Here is a 22,600-nt window from a genome sequence, read left to right as displayed (position 1 = left end):
GTGATTGCAAAATGCTTAAACTAGGTATACTGGACCAGTCTCATATTCCTGAAGGCGGTACCGCTCAGGATGCATTATCCAATACAACAGATTTAGCGCGTGAAGCTGATCAACTGGGATACAGCCGTTATTGGGTATCCGAGCATCATGCGTCCAAAACACTAGCGCACTCCAGCCCTGAGGTGCTGATTGCGCATTTGGCTGCTCATACATCACGTATTCGTGTGGGTTCAGGTGGTATCATGCTGCCACACTACAGCGCGTATAAAGTCGCCGAAAACTTCCGCTTGCTGGAGGCGCTCCATCCAGGACGCATCGACCTGGGAATAGGGCGTGCTCCCGGTGGTTTACCGCTAGCTACTCGCGCCCTGCAGGAAGGCAAGTACCAATCTGTCGAACAATATCCACAGCAGATTCTCGATTTAATCGACTACTTCCATGATTCGGTGCCTGACAATCATCGGTTTGCCGGTCTTCATGCCTCCCCGATGATATCGACCGTTCCTGAATTATGGTTGCTTGGCTCCAGCGGAGAGAGCGCCAGATTGGCCGCGATGATGGGTGCCTCCTATGCCTTTGCCCAATTTTTCGGGACTCCAGGTGGTGTAGAAGCTACCGCGCGTTACCACGAGCAATTCCAACCTTCTATCCTGGGTGATAAGCCCCACTCCATGGCGGCAGTTACGGTAGCCTGCGCTGAAACCGAAGAGGAAGCTGAGCAGCTGGCGTCCAGTGCTAGTTTGTATTTCCTTTTGCTCATGCAGGGTAAAGAAATGAGTTCTCTTCCGTCGGTAAAAACAGCAATGTCCTATCCGTACACGGAGTTGGATCGTGAGCGGCTGCGTCAGTCCGCAGCATGGCGTGTTGTTGGTACCCCTGAACAGTGTAAAGAACAGCTGCTAAGACTGGCTGAGCAGTATCGTACCGATGAGTTGTTGGTCGTTTCTTCTATTCATGACTTTGATAAACGTGTTCAGTCCTACCGTCTGCTGGCCAAAGCTTTTGATTTGGTATAAACGCGGTTGAACGGAGGGTGAGCTTCAGAAACATTAAAACCCCCGCCTGCCTATAATGGCAACAGCGGGGGTTTGTCGTAGAGAAGGGTCCATTGGAACCAAATCCTCTGCACTATGGAAGTAATTCAAGCACCACAAAAGTTGAATATCATATGGTACTTTGGTAGTACATACACCGAAACTAAAGTGTCAGTCGTTCCCTCCTAAAGTTCCAGTCCCCATATACCAAAGGCGCATACTGTATACTCCAAAGCTCGGAAAGATTGCACCCAAAAGTCCCATATCTTTACTCGTTCCGATAAAGTTAGTTACGGTTGGATTCTAAGGTTCTATGCCCCAAACCAGCTTACCCTGCTGATATACAGTGCCATGGTCCCAGTCTGCGAATGCTGTTTGGGTAGCACCATAGGAGTAATCGTTGGTCTCATCAAAATTGCTCCAATTTGCAGCATGAATACGGGGTTGAATTTCTCCACTTTCCCCGCCGGGCTGGATAGTTCCCGATCCATCTGTGAAAGAAATCTCCACATATTTATCAGCCTTGGCCTTCGGATTTGGCAATGTTACAAAAGTTGCTTGAACCTTTTCATTGCCAACCCTAGCCCAGTCCACAAAAAACTGCTGAGCTTGTTTGCTTTCATCTGTGTAATAGTAGCGAATTTTTAGATCACTCAACTTCACAGCTGTTTTCCCTGTATTTTTGATATTAAATTCAGGACGGATTGCGTTATCCTTGGCGTTCGTGTCATTGGTGCGATACTGTAGCACAATCCCTTGATCATTACTGCCTGGTGTACTTCCTCCGTTGCCGTTATCGCCGCCGTTGTTGCCACCACCGTTATCACCGCCAGTGTTGCCATCTCCGCCATTATTCCCACCGTTGTTTCTGCCTCCACCATTGTTGCTGGAGCCTTCCAAAATCGCCTGTTTTACGAATTTGCCGGAAGCGGACAATTGTGAATCAGGCCATCCGCCCTTACGGTCAGCCCCAGGCAACAGCGCAGCAGAGGTCTCATTTTTGTCTGCCAACGACCAGTTTGCCCAACTGATTCCACGGCTGGCCAGAAAATCAGTCCATACTTTGGCTTCATTCAGGAACGGACCACCGTTACCCGAAGCATCGCTTGTACCCCACTCGGTAGCAAATATGCCCACACCTTTGTTCAGCGCATAATCGACCCGATCGCGCAAGTACTGTCCATGCGTACCCGCATAGAAATGTACGGTATACATTGTATTCTTGTCTGGAAGTGGATGGTCTGCTGCATCATGTACATCCTGACTCCATGTACCTGTTCCTACAATAATAATATTGTCCGGGTCCTTAGCGCGAATAATCTGAGATACCTCAGACGCATAAGGTCGGATTTGATTGTTCCAGTTCACATTCCCATTCGGCTCATTGGCAAGTTCATAGATTACGTTAGGCAAATGGCCGTACTGAGTGGAAAATTCATTAAAGAAAGCTTTGGCTTCATTTTTATGAATGTTCGGATCGCCATCTGAAAGAATATGCCAGTCAATAATGACGTACAAGCCCAGTTTCTGTGCTGCCTCAATCGCTTCCTTCACTTTATTTTTCAATGAAGGATTGGCGATATAACCATCTTCTTCAGTGTACAACGCAACCCGAAATACGGAAATGCCCCAATCGTCCCGTAACCATTTCATAGAGTCCTGATTCACCAGATCCCCAAACCATTGGACGCCGTGAGAGCTAATACCTTTGAGTTGTACATGTTTACCATTTTTATCCACCAGTTTACCATTCTTTACTGAAAGTTGTCCGTAACGTTCCACAGGGGTCGTCCCAGCAGCCTCTGCTGTTTGCGTATTCCAGTTGAATCCGTTCGTTAACGTTAACAGTAATACTGCTGTTAGCATCACCGCTACTCTTTTTGCGATCCTCGGCAGGATCCATTGCCCATTCATCATTTACACATTCCTTCCTTTTTATAAAGTAGATGAGACTTATCAGTACGTTGTTCTCCGCTCTTTCGCCCCCTCCTTCATACAACAAGAGGATCAGGTCCAACATTCGATGTACTTACCTGTATATGGATGTTACTACTATTATAGTTAGTTTCATGTTACATTTCGACTTTATCATAGAAAATGAACAGGAAGTCACGGTTTTTGGGATGTGTACCACTTGGTTGGCTACTGTAGAGTACTCAAGGGACAAAAGACTCATTTACCCATTGCAAAATTTAGCGAATTTTAGCTGGTTAAAAGATTAAAAAAAAGTCTCTTACCACACTTTAACCTAAAAAAAGACTGCTTCCCGATGCCTTGGCTCGGTATAGCAGTCTTATAAATGATCTTATATGTGATCGAATAATGTTACAAATATCGTCTTAACGTATGATCTCCCTATTACCCCTGAGCGGCTGTCTGAGGTTCTTTGGTCGTCTGATCTTCCTTCATATCGCCGCCATCCGTCGCTTGATCTGTCAGTACAGTCTCAGATGAGTTACCCATTACCTTGTCTATAAGTTGCAGCCAAGGTTCTTCACTGCCTCCACAACTCTCAATATCACCGAGCAGGGACTCTAGCGTGGTTCCTTCTTCTGGCAAATCAATAACTAAACTGTCTTCGTCAACTTGGATGGTGCAGCAGGTTTTCATTGTAAATCCCTCGCTTAATTCATATTTGAGCATGCAGTAAGCTAGCTCAGATGGGATGAACTCCCATGGATTCCGGGATAAGCCCTTTGAATCCGTCTGAAATTATAAACCTAATGCACATCAATTGCAATGAACAAACCTTGAATTTTTAAGAATTAGCGAGTGTTACAGGTGAGAATGGATAACTAAACGAAGTGTTCGCGAGAGTATTTTGGATATACAGAGAATCATTTCAAACATTCAGCGAGCTTCGTAAAAATCACCCCAAGCGCATAAGCCCCCGCGTCTGGATAACCAAGGCTTCTCTCTCCGACCGTTCCGGCACGACCCATGCGCGCCACGATGTCTTCCGTCTTTTTGGCCCCTAATACAGCGGCTTGAGCACCTCTTACAAAGGCTGCCTTCATGTCAAAATCTGATTTCGCGCTCTCCAACCAGCTATCCGCACATGGCACTAATGCATCTATAAGCGTTTTATCGCCAACGACGGCTCCTCTGCCGAAAGAACGTTCGCCTGTCGATTGTATGCCTTGCACCGCAGTCTGCATCATATCCGCGAATTCAGAAACGGTGAGTTCGGTTCGTTCGCCCGCAGATCGTGCCGCTGCGCGAAATGCTGAGCCCCAGATCGGACCCGAAGCGCCACCGCAGTATTCCATGATGACGAGCGAGCATGAATGAAGAAAGGTTCCTATCGTCAAAGAATCTTGATTCAAGATGTCTCTCCATTCCCGTTTCAGCTGACGAAATCCCTTTGCAACGCTCATGCCAAAGTCGCCGTCGCCTGCATGAGAGTCAAGATCGCAGAAAGGCACCTCATTCTTGATGATAACCTCGCTCATCTTATCGACTAGGTAGATAAGATTGTTCAGCGTAATCTTGTTGTTTTCAATAACCGCGAAGGCAGAGTCCGTTTCTACCTCGAAGGATACTTGCCGCTTTTCGTCTGATGCAGTTGAAATATCCGTGAATACGACATGATCAACAGGTCCAGCCACCTTGAACGCAGGCGCGTTGCTTTCATGGGAAAGGAGCGTTTTCAGTTCGTCGTCCAGCTTCATGATGGAAACCGAGATACCTGCCATATCGATACTGGTCATATAATTGTTGACAAAAGTGCGATCGATCTTGATTCCCTTCGCTGCTAGTTCGCGAGTGACCGAATGGTTGAAGAGGTACAGTTCTTGCAGAGGCGTACCGCCGAAACCATTGATCAACAGGGCGATTTCTCCGCTGAATCCAGTTTCGATCTGCATGTCTCGAAGGAGATCGGTTACCATTCTGCCTGCCAACGTATCCGCATCCGTCAGCTTCTCGCGACTGGTCCCAGGCTCGCCGTGAATGCCGACGCCGTACTCGATTTCATCATGCCCGAGCTCTAATGTTGGCGAGCCCTTCGCCGGCACGGTACACGAAGTCAATGCGAATCCGATACTACGTACATTCGCAGCGGCTTTCTCGGCCACTGCTTTAACTTCCGCCAGACTCCGGCCCTCTTCCGCCGCTGCGCCCGCGATCTTATGGACGAGTACCGTTCCCGCCACCCCACGCCGTCCGACCGTATATAGGCTGTCTTCTACAGCGATGTCGTCTTCAACCTTTACATAGTCCACTTCCAGACCGTCTTCAGTGGCCAGATGGGCGCCGTTTCTAAAGTTCATAATATCGCCGCTGTAATTTTTGATAATCAGCAGCGCACCTTTTTTCCCGGTTGTCGCTCGGATGGCCTGATATACTTGAATTTGTGAGGGAGAGGCGAAGACATCACCGCAGACCGCGGCATCGAGCATCCCTTTGCCAACGAAGCCAGCGTGGGCGGGCTCGTGCCCGCTGCCACCGCCGCTGATGAGCGTTACTTTCTCCGCGTTCAATTCCTTTTTCTTGAGCACTTTATATTTTGGCAGAAATTCCAACTCGGGATGCGCGAGCGCAATACCGCTGCACATCTCAAGGACCAGATTTTCCGTACGGTTGATGACCTTTTTCATGCTACTTTACCTCCGCTTTGTACTGACTACCGATACGGTCAGCCGCAGCGATTGCCGCTGCAACCTGCTCCACTGTGACCGGAAACGGCATGGAATGAATCGATTCCTCCAGAATGCAGGCCTTTGCAGCTACTTCCATGAGTTCTTCCTGGCTGATATGATCTACGCCGATATCAGCCAAGCAGACCGGCAAACCAACGGTTAAACAGAAATCAAGTACCTGGTGCAATTCTTTCGTCGGCGCGTTTTCGAGCACCAGCTGTGCGATCGTGCCGAATGCAACTTTCTCTCCATGATAATAATGATGCGTGCCTTCCAAAATCGTGAGTCCATCATGAATCGCATGGGCCGCCGCAAGTCCGCCGCTTTCGAAGCCAAGACCTGAGAGTAAAATATTAGTTTCAATGATATTTTCGAGTGCTTGTGTAACTTGATTTTCATCACATGCGGCTTTTGCTTTGGCACCGTCTTTCAACAACATTTCATAACATAGCGTTGCAAGTGCAATCGCCGCATTCGTACCTACTGCTGGCGCACACTGTCCTTCGTGTACTCCGTTAGGCAATCCCGCATTGACCCTGGAGTAAGAACGGGAGGTCGCACGGGCTTCAAAGTAAGTCGACAGTGCATCACCCATACCTGATACGAGGAATCGGGTTGGTGCATTGGCGATTACGGTGGTGTCGACTAATACGACACTCGGGCTTTGCTTAAAATAGGCGTAATCGTCGAAAGCGCCTTCCGGGGTGTAAAGAACGGCCGAGTGACTTGTCGGTGCATCCGTCGCAGCAATCGTCGGACAGATGATAAGTGCTTCTCCTTGAGCCACGCATTTCGCCGCGTCGATCGCTTTCCCGCCGCCGAGACCAACGATGCAATCGCATCCATTCGCAGTGGCGATTTCCTGGAGTCTAGACACTTCCTGTCTGGAACACTCACCCATAAAACCGCTTTCAATAAAGGTCACGTTATATTTATCCAAAGTGGAATCAAGCTTATCTTTTACCCGAGCCACATCGGCAGGATGCGCAATCAATAAAGCGGATTTGCCGAAGGTGCTCACATAGTAACCCAAATTCAACAATTCGTTTTCACCTTGTACATATTTGCTTGGGCTGATAAAAGCTTTTCTCATCTATAATTCCTCCTTATGATTGTGTTGGCTTCGTTCTGATTAAAACTATAACCGAACCATGTAAACTTTACATTGGAGGAATCAAGGAATATATTATAATCTACAATCGTATTTTTTTGCACTGAAGATCACGAATTGTACTTTTTTGTTATTGCTTACAAGATAATTTACCATTAAGGGATGAGAATCTTGATACGTGAACATTTGAGCATCCAGAAAATTTTTGATTTGAAAAAGTGGGAGCAGTTGCAGGATTCATTAGCATCCGTTACCAAATTAGCCATTCTCACCGTCGATTATAAAGGGAATCCCGTAACTAGCCACAGCCAATGTCAATCGTTCTGCAAGAAGGTTCGCCAGGATGAGAATCTCCTTCCCTACTTAGTGCTTTATATATAAACAAGGTTTTCCCATGAAAAGTAACCTGATTCCCTAGTTCAAGGACATGATTAGTCTCTACAATATAGTCTATAAAATGGTTTTCTTGGATAGTAGCTGTACCATTTTCAGAAAAATAGCGGAAGGAAGACATACGTTTACTAATGGTATAATGATAATTTTCCAAGTTCACTGGGGCATTAACTTCTTCCACACCAAAATAGAATTTGGGGGTGCTAAACGTAGAAGCTGGCATGAGAGATGTATGATAACGTGAAGCGATCCGTTTAAGAAATTCCCAATCTGTTTCGCGGTACTGTATTGTTAGTTGATTTAATGATGCTCCTGCGGTTGCTGAGTCAATAATATCAATTCCAGGATAATCGTTAGCAATAACCTTCAATAATCCAGCCATTTTCATATGTTTATCTTGAAATGAACGACTCTTCTTACATATGTCAAGCTTGTAGGTATGAGATATAGCCTCAACTTCAAGATAGTATACCCCTCGTACGAATTTCACTTCAATCTCCAACACTATACCACTAAATATCAATAAATACTCGCCTTCCTCTGTAATCTGGGATACCTCGATTAAAGAATCTGCCTCAGTCATTTCTACGTAGGTATCCTTCAGTTCTTCGGGTACAATAGCAGTAAATTTTAAACGTGTGTGATGGTTCAATTGCTTCTCAATTGTCAACTCCTGTAGATTAACTAATTGATAGGGTGTAATTTGCACATTGCTGTATGTTGTACTTAAAACCTTCATATTAGTTCACCTTCCCTGTTGGCCTGAATTTCTAAAGACCCCATCATACCTTTTGCTATCGGCCGCCACAGTTTAACCTCTTCTTCCATACAGCTAAAAGTAATGATAAGAGCACGCTCCTCTAATGTGACAAAACAAGCCAGATTGTAGAGCGGTGTACTCAAAGTGGGCGTTATAAATTCACAATATCCAGCCAACTGATTTTTAATATTGATAATGCCGTCTCCGTACCATTCCATAAGCTTTTCTGTACTTTTAAGAATATTGACCATTTCATTTTTAAATGGCTCCATCTCGGACTCCGAAAGCTCACTTGATGTATGGTTAAATGTGAGATTTGTTGTACCCGTATTATTCGTAAAAATAAGTCCCGGTCGATGGCAAGATGGATACTTTAACAAAGCATCTTCTTCCTCCATTTTCTTAAACGTTTTCGGCATGGTCATGGATATACGCTCATTCAGCAAAATGCGTTCAGTTAAAGAAACAGTCTCACCGTTTAAATGTATTAACGTCTGCAGTGAAATCGTTGACCAGTCTTTTACAGATACAGATAACTTCTCTTGCTTTAATGAGTTCATTAATGCTAAGATTTGCTCGTCCATATACTCCATATCATCAGCTCCTTGGCCTCATTATCAACCCATCGATAATATGACCGTTTTCCAAATTGATTCTCTTACTCAATAGCTCCTATGACTCTAAACTGCTAATCTACCAGCATCCGTTGACCACCTGAGCGAGCGACACCCATGTTCATACGGCGTCCCCCTTTTTCCTCCAATACACGAGACATGACCTGATGTAACTTACTGGAATCGTAGTCTCGGTAAGCTGTCCCTGATCGGGATGACAAATAATGAAGAACGGCTTCACGTTCAATAAAGCCTTGATTTAGACACAGCATCGCAAAGGACAGATCAAATGGATCTGACGTTCCACGGCTGATAAGCTCACGTGCGAACATTTTGAAAATACAGGAAGGTAGCGTCGGCACAGTTGTACCTGCCTGTTGTACTTGAATAAGGTTAAATGTGTTGAACTCTGTTGCCAAATCGGCAAAATCCACATAATCAGATCGTAATAGAGCGCCTGTTTTGAGCTTAAATCTGCCTAATTCCAGCTCACGCTGATTAACTTGTTCCTCTTCGAGAGCAATTTCACCCAAATAACGCTGAAAATCAGCAGTGGATTGCTCTTCTTGAAATTTGATTTTCAACACCGACAGCCGCCCCGTGGCCGCATACGGCACTTCCTGCTCCTGCTCCAGCAGGTATAGTCTGTCCTTGTGCTTCACGATGCCTCTACCAATGGTCAGTGTGTGCTCTCCGACAGTTACGTTCATTCCGGTGATAATGCCATCCGAAAAATCCTGATACCGGATATCCAGAAAACTGCGAGAGTAGTCCCGCAGGTTCTCCAGCATCTCGGTTTTTAGAATACGGCCTTTTTCAAACTTCGGAACGATATGGGTTAACATGGTGCTCCCCTCCTTTCACTATTCTTCTTTATTTAGGGGAACGGATAGCCGATTTACACCGGGCGCAGGAGGCGGAACAGGAACTCCATCATCGGTGGGTTGAGCTTTACTTACTCCAAGTAATCCAGTAAATAGACGAAAATTCTTTTCTAAAAATCTGCGTATATCCATCGTGCTCCCCCTGATTGAAAACTACGGTTCATTATAGTCTTAGGATCTTATTTATCTGCCTTACATCCCGGCTCCGCGTTGAGCCTGCTCACGAAGGATATAGTCCAGCTCGCGTTTGTCCATAACATAAGTATGGGCAATCAGATCGTGGAGAGCCTGTTTTTTAGCCGTAAAGGCTGCCATAATAAAGCCGATGAACACAATGATGACCGATAGAAGCTTACTCCAGTAGCGGGCACTTGCACGTCCAAAGCTAAGCTTGTGATTAAACTCATCTACCACAACGATGCCGAGAGCCAGCTTGCCCACTGTGGCTTTGCATTTGGACGATTCCATGAGCGCATAATATAGCCATATAGCTCCCCAATTCAGCAAAGTCTGTCCTATTGCTTTAATTGTAAAAATAGAAGGCGATCCGGCTGAGAGCAAAGAGCTTTCTGCCGGAGATGGTATCCAATCCCCTAAGGCCCGAATTACAAACCAGATCAATCCAAATATTAAAAATAAAAACCATAAAATAAGACTATCGATGATATAAGCTAAGGTGCGTTTCCAAAAACCCGCATACAGCATGCTGTCCCCTCCAAATGTGTTTACTTTTCTTATTCATCTATTTCGTGCCGTCAAAGAAATCCAGCTCGGAGAGATCATTTTCGAAGGCAAAAAAGCGTTTGGGTCCCAGGTGCAGTAATTCATCTCGGCGGGTAATCGGCACTACATAAAAGCCCCAGCGGCTATCCCCCACAAAAACAAAATATTTCGTTTCCCCATTACGGATGGAGTCCGTATCATCCTGCGGGATATCCCGCCCGTACAACACGGCAATTTCCTCATACGGCATGGGTTCAAAAGCTTCTGGCCGACTGCGGTACACATGGCGCTGACGCAGCTTACCCCCGTTGGCCGTCAGGAAGAACTCCACCTCAGCCGCATGAGACGGCCGGGAAATGGAACCACGCACCCGGTTGCTCTCCAAACTCGCAATCAGCTCCTTCTCGCGTCCCGTATGCGTCCATGCGCTGACCGTGTACGGAATAGCCGGAATATGATTGGTAATGACAGGCTCAATCGTGCCCATTTTTTTAGCGTTCAGGTAACGGATAGCCCCGCGCAGACAGGCCATTTTCAACTCAGGTACCCGGCTCAGGTCCTCTGCCTTTTGACGAAACTCAATACTGCGCCCCGGTACAAATTCCTTGAGTGCTTCGCGAAATACGTCAATCCGGCAGGACTGCCCGGTTAGCTTGATAATCGAATAATCCTGCAAGCGTCCATCCTGATAAAAATCATCCAGAAACTTGCGCACTATATTGTAGATATCCGCTTTAAGAAGCTGCTGTATTTCCCGAATGTTAAACACCACATCAGGCAAACCATATTCATCACGAAAGCGTCCGTTTTCGATGACTGAAACCAGCCAACGGTCCATCACTGCAATGTTCAGGTCGCTTTCAGGGGATGATACCTGCTCGGATTCGAAACGGCTGCGCAATATACCCGTACGTAGAAAAAATTCCTTTTTCATATTTTCTGCCGCGCTCCACAACAGATGAAAATTGCTCAGCACCCGCTGATATTCATCCCGTGTAGCATGTTCATATTGTTTGAACGCGGTAGGCAAGATAGCCTCTGCCTCGCGGTAATGCTCTTCCAGTCCTGCATATACAGCATCTACACCAAACTCATCCACATGACGGTACAAATCTCCCGAAGGAATACCAATCAGGGCATCAATATCGGTGTCAGGCAAACGCGTCTCGGCAGCATAATAACCTGCAAATACAATTTTCATAAACTGCATAATCCGATATGTCAGATTGTTTCCACCAAAATTGGTATCCCCATTTTCATACGTTGTGTGAATATCCAGCTTGTAAGCAATACGTCCGTCCTCAATACGGAAGCGACAAGAAGACAAATCTGTGGTGCCTCCACCGCAATCAATGACAAGTGCCTGATACTCCTCACCGTCCGCAAAAGTCCCTCGTTCCATCTGGTCCGCCAGCGTGTTGTACAGCACAGCCAGCCCTTCGTCCAGTGCATCTTCCGTCTCAATCCGATAATCAGGCAAAATATCGCTAAACATCTCAATAAACTGGGGTTGCAGTTTGACGGGAGCAGAAAAGTGCAGGTTGCGGAACCGACACTTAAATTGCTGCTCGGCTGTAGCAATCACATAACGGATAAAAGCAGCTAAAATATCGCTGCGGGAAGCAGTTGCTGTATTCCCCTCGGAATCCATTAATTCCTCGATTCGCTTGTAGTCGTTAACCCAACGCTTGATCCCCCGCAATACTGTCGCACGACTGCCTGCCACGTCAGTTCCACGTAGTGCATCCTCCCCAAATACATAAACGATATGTTCCGGATTAGAGCAGTCCGCGACGCGAATGGCGGTCGGCAATACTTCGATCCAGTCGCCCTCTGCCCCTTCTGGGCCGGGGAATGATACATAATTGATGGCGTTCAGCCTTACCGTGCTGCTCATACCTTTATCAGGGGCAGTGACGTAGGAACTATCCAAATAAGCACCTGCCGTGGTGTTCGAGGTGCCAAAATCAATCGCCAGTACCGCATCTGTTGTTTCCGGGCCCCGAATGATCAGCTCTGCCACCGGAATCCGATGACCTTGAAGCTTCAGCGGCAGCATCGGCTTATCTCCATAGTAGAGATTATAAAAATATTCCGATTCCTGTCTTCGCAGAAACAATAGGCTATAACTATGATTGGACGTTTCTCGCAGTTCAGCGTCGCGATGACGCGAAAGATAATATACGCCTGTTCGTCCCTCATCCTTCACCAAATTCAAAACACCGCACAGCTCTCCCATCGCATTCACCAGCAGCACATTAGATGAGCTCAACCAAGGCAAATCGGATTCGATCCGGTAGTTGTCCATGCGACCTGTCCGCACACCCTGATACAGCGTGATTTTAGCGGGAACCCGAATACCGCCGCTCTCCTGCCGTCGATCATTCCAATTTCGCTGTAGTGCTGATTCCATGCGTTCAAAACTGCCAGGATTCGGCCTCGTGATAAGTAGATGCTCCTCCGCGCTCCGAAATCGCAAAATCACGCGAATCAATTCTTCACGTGCCAGACGATTGGCAAAGCCCTCGACCAGTCGCTCCTTATCGCATATCCCGCGCAACTGAAAGGTCGTCATTTGCTCCAATTCTGCCCGCGTGTATTTCGCCGTGAAGCGTATGCTTTTTCGATCGGTGAGCGGGTCTAGCAACCTGTATGTATAGGGTCCGTTCATCGTTCACATGTCCTTTCTTAGCCATTTAGCCTTAATAGAGGGCGATAGCGTCTATTTTCATCGTAGGATCTGCCTCCAAAATGCCGAAATGACTTGTCCAATACAATTCCGTCGTAAAACGTGCCGGAAGAAACAAATCCAGAATCAAATCCACTTTAATCCGTGACAACGGCGTCTCCTCTTGGCCGATATAGATGAGTAGTTCGTCTTTCTCCTCACAATTGGTGTAAATGATCGAGCGATGAAAGACGCGCCGCATCGTTTCTTTTAGCAGATGTACGGCTTCCCCCGTCTCATACAGGCGCAGTAGTCCTTCAGCAATCGCATCCTGATCCTCACGATTTAATTGTCCAAAGCCTTCCTTTACCTTCGGGCCAAAAATGCCCTCTGCAATATCACGCCGAACAAACTGGATATGGTACTCCCGCCGATTCATCCCTTGATACAAGTCCATTTCCGCCAGAAAATGCATCATAATATCAAATAGCGATTCTCTAAGCTCCAGATACTCTTCAGCATCCGGTGGAAACAGATCCCGAAAAATAGAATAAAAGCGGTAGTACGGATTTATTTCCACTACCTGCTCCAAATGGGAAGTATTCAACTCTGCCAGACTAAGCTCCATATACGGAGAGTAGCTGACAGCGGGTACGAAGCGGAATTTATCTACATCCAGCCCCTGTTCTCTCGCTCGCATGAGCAAATCCCAGACGTAATTCACACCCATTCTCCTTCACACTTGTACTCTGGAAAATACATCTGCACTTCCGATACCAGAAAGCTCATTAAATCGGATAAAATATAAGCAGGCGCGGTGGGCAAAACATCGTCAGAACCACGTCTGAACCCCAAACGCATGATCTGCTTGCCTTCCTCTGTCCGCACGTTATCGCTGACAAACGGATTTAACGGATACGTCTGGGTTTTGGTTAAAAGGTTGCTTACATCATTTCTCCCTGTACCTCCCAAGATGTCCACACATTCCAGCTCCAGCCCTTGCGCTGCTTCAAACGAGTTTACGATGCGCATGATTTCCGCCTTGGCACGGACAATCACGGCCTGTTTTCCAGCATATCGACCCAAAAAGCTGTCCTGTCGCCGATTTGACAATACCGGATAAGTCTGACGACTAAGTCTTGTCGTAGCTGGCTTCGTAACCTTCAACACATTCCATTCGCCAGATTTATCACGTGGTGTGACAATCGTCAGTTCCTCTTCTGTACGCTTGATATACCGGATATCGCCTTCAGTCCCGTCAATCAGGTAGCCATGCTCAGGTCCTGTTTTACGCAAAGGCAGCACATGCTCATAGTTCACACGATCCATAGCGGGTATAGGAAAACCGCTGTTCTTTAGAGCCAGCCTTTCAATGTTCCAAAGCGGAAAAACGTCGCCCTTCTTAAAAACGTCGAATTCCTCCAATGAAATTGTAATTTCATGAATTTCCTCATGGACGGCTGGCTCGCCGTCTCCTCCAATCAATACACAATCGACAAATTTATAAGCGTACGGGTGATTAATCGTTTTCCACGGCATGCCATTTTGCATAAACGTATGATATAGCTGCTCAATCTCCAAAATATAAGAACGGTTATGTTCCAGACGAAAACGAATCGGATAGTTTCCGGTTTCCGTTACCAACATTCCTGAGAAAATTCGCTTGCTGCGTACCAGCGCTGAGATTCGCTCGGTCTCCATCTCGAGAAAAAGCGTAAACAGCGGCATCGCCCCGCCTTCGCGTACCACCTCTGCCACACGACTGATGTCCACCTGTTTTTCCTCTGTATCGGACGGTAACACAGGATATAAAAATTCATGAATCGGGTCATAGTCCTCACGCGATGTCAATGACACGTACACATCAAATTTTTCTTCCGTATTCTCAATTTCCTCAAATACCCGCCGTTCTAGCTGGCGGGTCATTTCTTCCTGATATTCGACGAGGTTCATAAATACCCCAGCCATCATATTTTTCAGTAAACGTCTCTGCTCTAAATCGTCCATCTTGCTCAAACGGTCCTGCACCAGTTCTTTCACGACGTCTCACTCCTTTCCGGCTCCAGCATTCATTGAACATGAAAAACTTAACTTCCGTTCGCAGCAGCCCGATCTTGATTCTCTGAATCAGACGCCCCTGCTGCTTTAGAAGCGGAATCAGCAGTTCCTTGCTCTTTGTTGGTATCCACCTTGGCCGAAGGGGCAGTTCCATCGCCTATACCCATGCTCTTTGCAGCCGAAGTAGCCTCCTTCTTCGCGGGTGTAGTTCCCGCTGAAGCCGTCGGTGCAGTCTTCGTTTGCGATTCTGCAGCAGGAGTTGCAGCAGCGGAAGGCGAAGCTTCGCTCGCTGTGTCCCCTGCGTCCGTGTCGTTCAACGCTCCGTCAGACAATCCCAATCCAGCAGGAAGCTGACCATTTTTCTGCTGCTCCGCGCTCTGCTTTTCCTCCGCCTTGGCTATGCTCCGCTCCAATGCCAGAACACTTTCGAGCTTATCAATCTCCTGATAAATTTCCTGTGCCCCGCTATAGGCATCAATGGCTCCTTCATAATCGAGATCCTTCATCATCCGATCCCCTTTGGCCTGAAGTTTGCCAGCTTGAATCTCCTTGAGCTGCTGCTGAATAGCTGTCAATTTATCGTTGGCCTCGGTAATTTTCTTCTCCAGTTCTTTTTGCGCGGACGTATAACCGGATTCCATCGCAGCCTTGTTTGCTTTCTTGTACAGCTTAAGCGCATTCGTGTAATCTCCGCCCTGAAATTTTAAATCTCCGTCCTTCATCCAGCTCGCTGTCTCGGCATAGCTGTCCAATTGATCGATTTTATGCTCAATATCCTTCACATTAAACGGTGGATATAGCCCGGCGCTTTTCCGTGCTTTCTCGTAACTGGCTTCAGCTTTGGTAAAGTCCGCCTTTTCCACGTAGCCGTCTCCGTCCACCAGCAATTGAGATAGTTTCTGCTCGGCTGTATACAGTCGCTTGTGAATTTTATCGTTAATTTTAACCGCCGCGTTTTTCGCTTCGCTGTAGGACTTGAGCGCCTTCGCATAATCTCCTGCCCTTGCGTAATCATCTGCGGTCTGGGCTGATTCGATCATCGTTTCCAGTGCAGCCGCCTTATTCGCAGCCATACGCGCCAGCGTAATCCATGCTCCCCCGCCCACAACCATAAAGACAAGCAACGCAATCAAAATCCTTTTGATCAGCTTGCGGCGATTTTTAGGCTTTTCCTGAAAAACTTTGTTTACATAAATGGCGGCAGCCGTGTAATTATTCACAGCCCGGCGCTGTTTGCTCAGCAGGACCTCTTCCAATGTATCTGTCAGCATGACCGGGTCCTTCGCTTCCTCCAGGGCACCGAGCATTTCTGCCAGCTCGACGTCCTCCCACATCCCTGATGTGGCGAGCAGCATCACATCTCCATCTGCAAGTTGTGTCTTTTTGGCGTAATGGGCATGAACCCCATTCGGATTTCCCAGGTATTCGAGCAGATTGCCCCGTTCCTCGTGTGTGCTGGTCGCTTCGTCTGGAATACGTCCATCATCTGCCAATGACTGAGCCAGGCTATGATCCTTACTGCGAAAATTAAGCCTTCCATTGCGAAAATGATATAGCCGCACATTACCGCACGAAACATACACCATTTTGTTGTAGTTGGTCACTACCATCAGCAGACTGGCTTTGAGCCGAACACGACGGCTTTCAAATTGCAGCCATTCCTGCGCTTCACGCAGATCTCTCATCAAGCGCCGTTTGGACATGGAAGGCTTCTCCATGAAGTTTTCCAGCACCGTTTTGACAACCATTTCTGCGCTGCGCAGTTCCTGATCCGAATCCAGACCGTCTGCGAGGACATAACAGGCCATGTCGTCCGTCTCCATGAATGCAAAATAGTCCCGGTTGTCAATGTAAGAGCCCGCTTCCGACACAAAGGCGGTACTAAAATCGCTGTTGTCCTTGCGCATCGCTACCCCCGTCTTTCTTGTTTCATCCTATCGCCAAAATAAGTACTGTCGCATTATCCTGACTTTTAAAGCCTTTATCATTAATGGCGTCGATCATGGCATCCGCCATTTCCTGCGGTGTTCCACCCTTGCGCATGATCTCTTCCAGTTCAATCTCCGTTAACGCCTCCTGGATGCCATCGCTGCACAGCAACACATGATCGCCCGAATACAGACGAATCGGCGCAGTACCAAGTTCCATGCTCTCAAAGCCCTCATAGCCCAAGTAGTTGACCAGTTGATTACGCACTGGACTCGTTTTGGCTTCCTCCGAGGTCATTTGTCCGGCAAGCACTCGTTCCTCCAGCAGTGTTTCCGCTGTATGCTTGGAATTGACTGTCTGGAAATGACCATTGCGGTAAATCGTAATCAGGCTGTCGCCCACCGCTCCGTAATACAACTGATAACCGCACACAATGACCGCCGCCAGCGTCGTTCCACCGCCCTGCCCATTCAAATTTTGCAAAATGCCGCGATTGCTTTGAGTTGCCGCCTCTGCAAAATATCCGTTCAAATTCGTTGCATCTTCCAGCTTGGCAAACGCCTTCGTAAAAGTCGTCACCGCCAAGGTACTGGACATGCGTCCATTGGCCAGCCCACTGATACCGTCTGCGACAACAGCCAGCGTACCGACAGGTGTCGTCATACTGGAGAAATAATCATCCTGCTCGCTCCGGCTCCCGATCGTTTGACCATTTCCGATCTCAATTCCACTCATGGTACGGCTGCCGGAACTTCGTGTCAGTCGTATACGGATCATGAGAAGAACAACGAATAGCACCGCAGCTACACATACAACAAAATAAGGTTGCATATCGTTACCTCCCTGCACTATTGCCCACTTCCGTCCTAGTTTTCGTTATCCCACTCAAAATGGGCACCGCACAGCGGGATAAAGATAAATTTGCTGTGTCCCAGCTGAATCACGTCATAAGCAGCCAGCTCTGCTGGTGAATATACCGCCTCGTTATTGTGGTACGCCAAACCTGACGAATCGCCTGGCAGCAAGTAAAAGTTACGTTTCTTCGGATCATACACAATGACTGCATGATTTCTGCGGGAAATGGTGTTGTCCCCGATAATGCGGACATGCATTTCCTCTGCGCGCCCGATAAAGTTTTTCTCCGCCATAATGCGATAGTCCTGACCCACCTGTGCTCCTTCGATGCATACCAGCCATCCGGTTACCGGGTGAATCCCCACCGTCTCGCCCAAATACGGCATTGTTTTGTCGTTATCTCCCGCGACGTTTGTTTTCGCCACTGGCTCCGCGCTCTTGGGTGCAGCTATATTTACTACCGTGTTGCAATATGGACACGTATTTCCGTGCTTTCGTGTACTGAACATGTGTCCGTTCGGGCATCTTGTCAAACTCATAGTCGGTCCCTTCCCCCATTGTCATGATTGTCTTTTCAGCTATTTAACGAGCAGTCTCGTATTGGCAATATATAATAAATCACCTGAGTAAATCCGGTATGGCTCACCGCTTTCCAACTTCTTAGTTACACTTTCGTTGGCAGACCGCAAGCCTGTACCATTACCGGAATCTACATCCTCCACAAACCAGTCGCTGTTCACCCGGTTGAGCACCGCATGCTCCACACTTACCAGGGAGGCATAATCTGTACCTGCCAAATCAATATCCGCCTCCGAACGTGACGTTGTTTTACCGATTAATAGCGACGTTTCGCCTTCGATATACCATTCTTTAATGGACTCGCCCTCTTCATCAATCAACACCAGCTTGGCAATCCGCTGACGCTGTGCCTTTGGCTTAGCCATAGGTACAACGGACACCAGATTACGCAGTATGTATACAAGCACGCCGATTCCAATACCTATCGCGACCACGGTTTTCAGACCGCTGTAGCCTGTACGATTAAACACATAAAAGGCGATCGCCAGCATCAGCCCGAACATGGCAACATCTATGATGAAAACCCATCTGTTCTGCGCCGTTTTCACTGCTTGCTTCCCCCATTTCTATCCTGAAATCATCACTTTTTACGAATACCGAAAAATTGGTTAAACATCGCTGAGGTATCCGTCGGATCACCGGATTTTTTCGTTTTTTTCCCTGGTGAGCCCTCCTTCGTTTTCGGATGAAAACCAAAAAATTGCTCGAAATCAGTTCCTATATCAGCCGGATTGAATCCTTTGGCTGCCGTACGCGCACCGCCGGAAGATGCAGCCCCTCTCCCTCTCTCTTGCCGTTCTCCGCCAGCTCCCTCAGTTTTTCGGATGAGCTCGGCATCGTATGCCTGCCGCAATGCTTCGTCACGCAAGGTATTGTAAGCCTCGTGAATCAGCTTGAACTTGCGCGTTGCTTCCTCGCTTCCCTGGTTGGTATCAGGATGATACTTTTTGGCCAGTTTACGGTAAGCCTGCTTAATCTCTGCCTCCGAAGCATCCCGGCTGACACCGAGCAGCTCATAGTAGTTGGTCATTGTGTGATGTTCCCCTCTCCGAAAAAAATAAATATTAAGAGACCCGTAGGCCTCTTAATATTTATCCACCCTGCACTTTTATGCCGGGTGAGTGTGTGTTTAAGCTACACTTAACGTGAAGACGTTAAGCTTAAACCGGATATCCGCCGTCGATTGTAGCCAGCTCGGTTTTGTCTTTCTTTTGTTTGATGTAGAGTGTAAATGCACCTACACCTTCTGTGTCGCCGAAGTGCTCGTTGTAGTCTACAACGAAAGCATTCGGGAAGTGGATTTTACGCACAACTTGATCAGCTGCGATAACTTCCAGTGTTACTTTACGGTAGCTGTCTGCTTTTTCAGCAGGAACCAGAGACCACAAAGCCAGTTTCAGCGTGTCATCCGCGCTGTCACCGTCTACTGCTGTGATGATTTTGCCGCTGATGCGCAGCGTGGAGCCTACGTCAGTGGAGCGTGCATTGGAATCGTCCGGTGTATCGGTGTCATAAATAACCGTTTGGATGTTATCCAAGCCCAGCTCGATTGTTTCTTGTCCTTCTACTTTCAATCTGAATCCCATGTGTGTTGCCTCCTTGAAATTAGGTAATATGATGGCGGGAGATGCAGAGCTTCTCCGCGATTTATGTATAAAGACGGTTCTGGATAGAAACGCCTCTAACATCTTTCGTAGTGCTCGGATCATGATTTGACCGAGCTGGTTCCCTTAGTGATCATGACTTCCAGGTTCTTCACATTACCATTGAAGACCAGGTCGATATGGCACATATTGCTTTTCTCATCAATAATGAAGCTCATATCGTCTCCGTCCTGAATGATCGAGTTAACAGATCCTCTGCTGCTCAGCCACTTGCTCTTCTGACTGCTCGGATTGTTACTGAAGAAGCGGACGATATTTTCGTGTTTGAAGTCCCCTGTCTGGTAGCGCAAAATACGTTCAATGTACGTGCTGACCAGCGTCTTGTAGATGGAGTCGAAACCGTCTTCGGACATCGCCATGCTTCTCGCCTTGTAGACGGTAATCCGGCGGATATCCTTATCCTGGATCTGAGCATTCTCCGACGAGAATACAAAGCCGAAGTTTTTACGGTTGATGGCATCCTTGATCGTGTTGGTGAATCCGGTGATTTCCTTGGCCATCGTCGTTACCGTGCGCAGGCTGTTGTCTCCTGCTTCGATGTCGAAGCGTACGCCAGGGAAGTTTTTATTGACCGTTTTGAACGTCTCACGCAGGTACTCAGGACACTGATATGAAGCGACCAAGCCGGCGGCAACGTAGGCTGCACCCACATAAACGCCCTCGATCCACAACTTGAGAATATCCTCTTTCTCCTTAGAGAGCTGTACACCGTCTTCGGTCTGTAGCATTTTGCTGTCGATAATGACACCCGATTTGTCCTTAGGAATAATCGTAAAGTTCGGTACACAAGGAATGGCAAATTCGCTATATTCTCTGCGAACGAGACTGGCACATTTATCGACATATTTGTCGATACCTGCTGTCGCCATACTGTTGAAAGTCGTTTCTTCACCGGATTCAAAATTAAAGAACATTTGAATTTTGTAATCCTTCACGACTTGCAGTAGCATCGAGAGCGATTCCATAGAATTTCCGCCCTGCTTAACGACCTTCTCGTTGCCCTTGAAGCGTTCACGTGAAACCTTTACCTTACCAGCTGCCTCCAGTTCGACAGATGGAACGATACCGAACCAGATCGTGTCGCTGAATTCATTCTTAGCATTCACAGTGTTCAGGTACGTTTCCAGGCGCGGGATATTGCTGCTTTTCACCAGCATGTCCAGCTTGTTGTTCGCCACCAGCATTGTCGGCAGCATGCCTTTGCTCTTCGTTGCATATTGATCGAAGAACATTTTGACACCGAGGATTTTCTCCACAAGCGGCTTAACCGCCTTTACGAAATCGTCCTTGGCATTTTTATAGAACTCCAGATACGTGTTGTAGTTTTGAACTTCAACCGCTGTATCCACCTTGGTCTGAACAGCTGGCAGTGGCACAAATGTGCGAACCACCAAATCCTTCACATAGTCAGAAGGCGTATCTGTAATGGAGTTATAATCCTCTTCGAATACTTGGGAGAGATCGCCAGTGCTGTTCTCATCCAACAGCATCAGCTCAGTGCTGTCGCTCTTCGGCGCTTCAATAATTTTCAGTTCGCCGCTTTCCCCAATGGAGAGCATACCCACCTGAATCAGCTCACCGGAGTTTTCCTCTTGGGCGCCACCGAGCAGAAGGCGGGTTTTAATGTCCTCAATTGCCAGTGGGAGCATAGCCATAACGTTGTTATAGTTCTGACTCGCTTCCTCGAACATTCCATTCAGCTTGTCACCCATGTCGAGTTTCTTCGGATCGCCATCGTCCAGCTTGTCGTATTCACCGTACATATAGTGAATTTCTTTGCGGACTTGACGAATATCATCCATGACCTTTTTCGGTGAAATCATATCCAGCAGATTTTCAAATTTGAAATCTACATTGGTGATTCCTTGACTGCGCTTGGTATCAATGAGCGTAAACAACATTTTCAAAAAATCATTACTTTGATTTATACGAATTTCAGAAATGCTATCCTCATCAATTCCCTCTGGCTTTTTAAGGGTGTAGACGACTTTTTGATTGGCCGCGTTAAAAAACGAATACACGGTTGGTGAAAACTTATCCAAAAATTCGTCAAAGCTGCGCACCAGAAGGTGCTGATTAATTTCCTTGATCTTCTCATCGCTCAAGCTGTCAATACCCTTCACATCACCTACAATGGTGATCAGGTCCAGCTTTTCCGGGTTAATCTCTTCAAAAAGCATTGTCCGGTTGGTTTGATAAATGATTTCCATCGCTGTCGGCAAACGAATAAAGTATGAGTATAGGTCCATTGCTCCATATACAGACATGGGATGTCCAATTTGGAACGGACGAATGCCCATTTTAGTTCATTTGCCTCCTCCCCCCTACATAACATTTAAATTCGTCAAAGGATTCGGCTTATACCACATTCACGGTACAGGCATGTAACCTCGAAAATCGGTCCGAAGCGTTATTCGGCTTTTAATGGCAAAGCATGCAAATGAGATATAATTTTCAAAACCAAAAGTCAGATAACACAGAAATTTTAGATTTTTGATTTCGTATTCCTAACTTCAATCCCAATTTTTGCCGTTGATACGAGAGCTATCATACAAAGCACTCTTTAGTTTTGTCAATTTCTGTAGTCTCAGATTGAAACAGGGCATTTTGACTCATTTTATGCGTAAATACGTAATTTTTATGATATGTTAGACCTGTTTCTTCAGGGAAATATTCACAAATGGAACT

20 protein-coding genes and 1 pseudogene are annotated in these 22,600 nt (G+C 47.0%); 2 read left to right on the top strand and 19 right to left on the bottom strand.

Features of this window, described 5'->3' with window-relative positions; translation table 11 throughout:
* Positions 1 to 11 precede the first annotated feature (11 nt).
* On the top strand, positions 12 to 1,016 hold the full coding sequence (locus tag AC6EJC_RS12435) for an LLM class flavin-dependent oxidoreductase (RefSeq protein WP_029515656.1): 1,005 nt from the start codon (positions 12 to 14) through the stop codon (positions 1,014 to 1,016).
* Between the two features lie 321 nt (positions 1,017 to 1,337).
* On the opposite strand, the gene AC6EJC_RS12430 is transcribed toward AC6EJC_RS12435, so the two are convergent.
* From AC6EJC_RS12430 to AC6EJC_RS12415, 4 genes are all read right to left on the bottom strand, one after another.
* The gene (locus AC6EJC_RS12430) at positions 1,338 to 2,951 is read right to left on the bottom strand and encodes a cellulase family glycosylhydrolase (RefSeq protein WP_444954216.1); all 1,614 of its coding nucleotides are present in this window, start codon (positions 2,949 to 2,951) and stop codon (positions 1,338 to 1,340) included.
* Between the two features lie 441 nt (positions 2,952 to 3,392).
* Entirely contained in the window at positions 3,393 to 3,644 is a 252-nt protein-coding gene (locus AC6EJC_RS12425; protein WP_444954215.1) for a hypothetical protein, read from the bottom strand.
* 227 nt (positions 3,645 to 3,871) lie between these two features.
* Positions 3,872 to 5,632, bottom strand: coding sequence for a dihydroxyacetone kinase subunit DhaK (gene dhaK, locus AC6EJC_RS12420; RefSeq protein WP_444954214.1), 1,761 nt, complete (start codon positions 5,630 to 5,632; stop codon positions 3,872 to 3,874).
* A gap of 1 nt (position 5,633) precedes the next feature.
* Positions 5,634 to 6,767, bottom strand: coding sequence for a glycerol dehydrogenase (locus tag AC6EJC_RS12415; RefSeq protein ID WP_444954213.1), 1,134 nt, complete (start codon positions 6,765 to 6,767; stop codon positions 5,634 to 5,636).
* A 189-nt stretch (positions 6,768 to 6,956) separates the two neighbouring features.
* On the opposite strand from AC6EJC_RS12415, the pseudogene AC6EJC_RS12410 reads away from it, so the two are divergent.
* Positions 6,957 to 7,148, top strand: a pseudogene (locus tag AC6EJC_RS12410) (PocR ligand-binding domain-containing protein); the annotation flags it as partial.
* On the opposite strand, the gene AC6EJC_RS12405 reads toward AC6EJC_RS12410, so the two are convergent.
* From AC6EJC_RS12405 to AC6EJC_RS12335, 15 genes are all read right to left on the bottom strand, one after another.
* Positions 7,084 to 7,917 carry a hypothetical protein gene (locus AC6EJC_RS12405; RefSeq protein ID WP_444954212.1) on the bottom strand — a complete coding sequence of 278 codons (834 nt, stop codon included), beginning with the start codon at positions 7,915 to 7,917 and terminating at the stop codon, positions 7,084 to 7,086. The pseudogene AC6EJC_RS12410 and the gene AC6EJC_RS12405 sit on opposite strands and share 65 nt — an antisense overlap.
* Positions 7,914 to 8,531, bottom strand: coding sequence for a hypothetical protein (locus AC6EJC_RS12400; RefSeq protein ID WP_444954211.1), 618 nt, complete (start codon positions 8,529 to 8,531; stop codon positions 7,914 to 7,916). Before AC6EJC_RS12400 ends, AC6EJC_RS12405 begins: the two co-directional genes overlap by 4 nt.
* Before the next feature lie 95 nt (positions 8,532 to 8,626).
* Complete coding sequence (locus tag AC6EJC_RS12395; protein WP_444954210.1) at positions 8,627 to 9,397, bottom strand: DNA and RNA helicase; 771 nt, start codon at positions 9,395 to 9,397, stop codon at positions 8,627 to 8,629.
* A gap of 18 nt (positions 9,398 to 9,415) precedes the next feature.
* Positions 9,416 to 9,568: a hypothetical protein gene (locus tag AC6EJC_RS12390; RefSeq protein ID WP_444954209.1), complete on the bottom strand. Its 153-nt coding sequence runs from the start codon at positions 9,566 to 9,568 to the stop codon at positions 9,416 to 9,418.
* Positions 9,569 to 9,628: 60 nt separating this feature from the next.
* Positions 9,629 to 10,141, bottom strand: coding sequence for an RDD family protein (locus AC6EJC_RS12385; protein WP_444954208.1), 513 nt, complete (start codon positions 10,139 to 10,141; stop codon positions 9,629 to 9,631).
* Positions 10,142 to 10,178: 37 nt separating this feature from the next.
* Positions 10,179 to 12,830 carry an Hsp70 family protein gene (locus AC6EJC_RS12380; protein WP_444954207.1) on the bottom strand — a complete coding sequence of 884 codons (2,652 nt, stop codon included), beginning with the start codon at positions 12,828 to 12,830 and terminating at the stop codon, positions 10,179 to 10,181.
* A 31-nt stretch (positions 12,831 to 12,861) separates the two neighbouring features.
* A complete protein-coding gene (locus tag AC6EJC_RS12375; RefSeq protein WP_444954206.1) occupies positions 12,862 to 13,551 on the bottom strand; it encodes an iron-dependent peroxidase in 690 nt (229 codons plus the stop codon).
* On the bottom strand, positions 13,548 to 14,867 hold the full coding sequence (locus AC6EJC_RS12370) for a normocyte-binding protein (RefSeq protein WP_444954205.1): 1,320 nt from the start codon (positions 14,865 to 14,867) through the stop codon (positions 13,548 to 13,550). The genes AC6EJC_RS12375 and AC6EJC_RS12370 overlap by 4 nt, the downstream gene beginning before the upstream one ends.
* A gap of 47 nt (positions 14,868 to 14,914) precedes the next feature.
* A complete protein-coding gene (locus AC6EJC_RS12365; protein WP_444954204.1) occupies positions 14,915 to 16,792 on the bottom strand; it encodes a serine/threonine protein phosphatase in 1,878 nt (625 codons plus the stop codon).
* A gap of 22 nt (positions 16,793 to 16,814) precedes the next feature.
* Positions 16,815 to 17,645, bottom strand: coding sequence for a PP2C family protein-serine/threonine phosphatase (locus AC6EJC_RS12360; protein WP_444954203.1), 831 nt, complete (start codon positions 17,643 to 17,645; stop codon positions 16,815 to 16,817).
* A 35-nt stretch (positions 17,646 to 17,680) separates the two neighbouring features.
* Positions 17,681 to 18,208 (bottom strand): FHA domain-containing protein, encoded by a 528-nt coding sequence (locus tag AC6EJC_RS12355; RefSeq protein ID WP_348620346.1) that lies wholly within the window; start codon positions 18,206 to 18,208, stop codon positions 17,681 to 17,683.
* Positions 18,209 to 18,247: 39 nt separating this feature from the next.
* A complete protein-coding gene (locus AC6EJC_RS12350; protein ID WP_444954202.1) occupies positions 18,248 to 18,796 on the bottom strand; it encodes an FHA domain-containing protein in 549 nt (182 codons plus the stop codon).
* Between the two features lie 32 nt (positions 18,797 to 18,828).
* Positions 18,829 to 19,278, bottom strand: coding sequence for a J domain-containing protein (locus AC6EJC_RS12345; protein ID WP_444954201.1), 450 nt, complete (start codon positions 19,276 to 19,278; stop codon positions 18,829 to 18,831).
* Between the two features lie 130 nt (positions 19,279 to 19,408).
* A complete protein-coding gene (locus AC6EJC_RS12340) occupies positions 19,409 to 19,834 on the bottom strand; it encodes a hypothetical protein (RefSeq protein ID WP_013311475.1) in 426 nt (141 codons plus the stop codon).
* Positions 19,835 to 19,953: 119 nt separating this feature from the next.
* Positions 19,954 to 22,122 carry a transcriptional regulator gene (locus AC6EJC_RS12335; protein WP_444954278.1) on the bottom strand — a complete coding sequence of 723 codons (2,169 nt, stop codon included), beginning with the start codon at positions 22,120 to 22,122 and terminating at the stop codon, positions 19,954 to 19,956.
* Positions 22,123 to 22,600: the final 478 nt, after the last annotated feature.

The sequence above is a fragment of the Paenibacillus sp. TY11 genome (assembly GCF_059772165.1).
Note: the sequence above shows the minus strand (reverse complement) of the source record. Positions and strands in the feature narration are given on the sequence as shown.

Coding starts and splice junctions, on each gene's coding strand:
- AC6EJC_RS12360 (WP_444954203.1), bottom strand. CDS start 17,645: ATGCAACCTTATTTTGTTGTATGTGTAGCTGCGGTGCTATTCGTTGTT.
- AC6EJC_RS12415 (WP_444954213.1), bottom strand. CDS start 6,767: ATGAGAAAAGCTTTTATCAGCCCAAGCAAATATGTACAAGGTGAAAAC.
- AC6EJC_RS12435 (WP_029515656.1), top strand. CDS start 12: ATGCTTAAACTAGGTATACTGGACCAGTCTCATATTCCTGAAGGCGGT.
- AC6EJC_RS12335 (WP_444954278.1), bottom strand. CDS start 22,122: ATGGAAATCATTTATCAAACCAACCGGACAATGCTTTTTGAAGAGATT.
- AC6EJC_RS12400 (WP_444954211.1), bottom strand. CDS start 8,531: ATGGAGTATATGGACGAGCAAATCTTAGCATTAATGAACTCATTAAAG.
- AC6EJC_RS12355 (WP_348620346.1), bottom strand. CDS start 18,208: ATGAGTTTGACAAGATGCCCGAACGGACACATGTTCAGTACACGAAAG.
- AC6EJC_RS12425 (WP_444954215.1), bottom strand. CDS start 3,644: ATGAAAACCTGCTGCACCATCCAAGTTGACGAAGACAGTTTAGTTATT.
- AC6EJC_RS12340 (WP_013311475.1), bottom strand. CDS start 19,834: ATGGGATTCAGATTGAAAGTAGAAGGACAAGAAACAATCGAGCTGGGC.
- AC6EJC_RS12385 (WP_444954208.1), bottom strand. CDS start 10,141: ATGCTGTATGCGGGTTTTTGGAAACGCACCTTAGCTTATATCATCGAT.
- AC6EJC_RS12430 (WP_444954216.1), bottom strand. CDS start 2,951: ATGATGAATGGGCAATGGATCCTGCCGAGGATCGCAAAAAGAGTAGCG.
- dhaK (WP_444954214.1), bottom strand. CDS start 5,632: ATGAAAAAGGTCATCAACCGTACGGAAAATCTGGTCCTTGAGATGTGC.
- AC6EJC_RS12395 (WP_444954210.1), bottom strand. CDS start 9,397: ATGTTAACCCATATCGTTCCGAAGTTTGAAAAAGGCCGTATTCTAAAA.
- AC6EJC_RS12365 (WP_444954204.1), bottom strand. CDS start 16,792: ATGCGCAAGGACAACAGCGATTTTAGTACCGCCTTTGTGTCGGAAGCG.
- AC6EJC_RS12390 (WP_444954209.1), bottom strand. CDS start 9,568: ATGGATATACGCAGATTTTTAGAAAAGAATTTTCGTCTATTTACTGGA.
- AC6EJC_RS12405 (WP_444954212.1), bottom strand. CDS start 7,917: ATGAAGGTTTTAAGTACAACATACAGCAATGTGCAAATTACACCCTAT.
- AC6EJC_RS12345 (WP_444954201.1), bottom strand. CDS start 19,278: ATGACCAACTACTATGAGCTGCTCGGTGTCAGCCGGGATGCTTCGGAG.
- AC6EJC_RS12380 (WP_444954207.1), bottom strand. CDS start 12,830: ATGAACGGACCCTATACATACAGGTTGCTAGACCCGCTCACCGATCGA.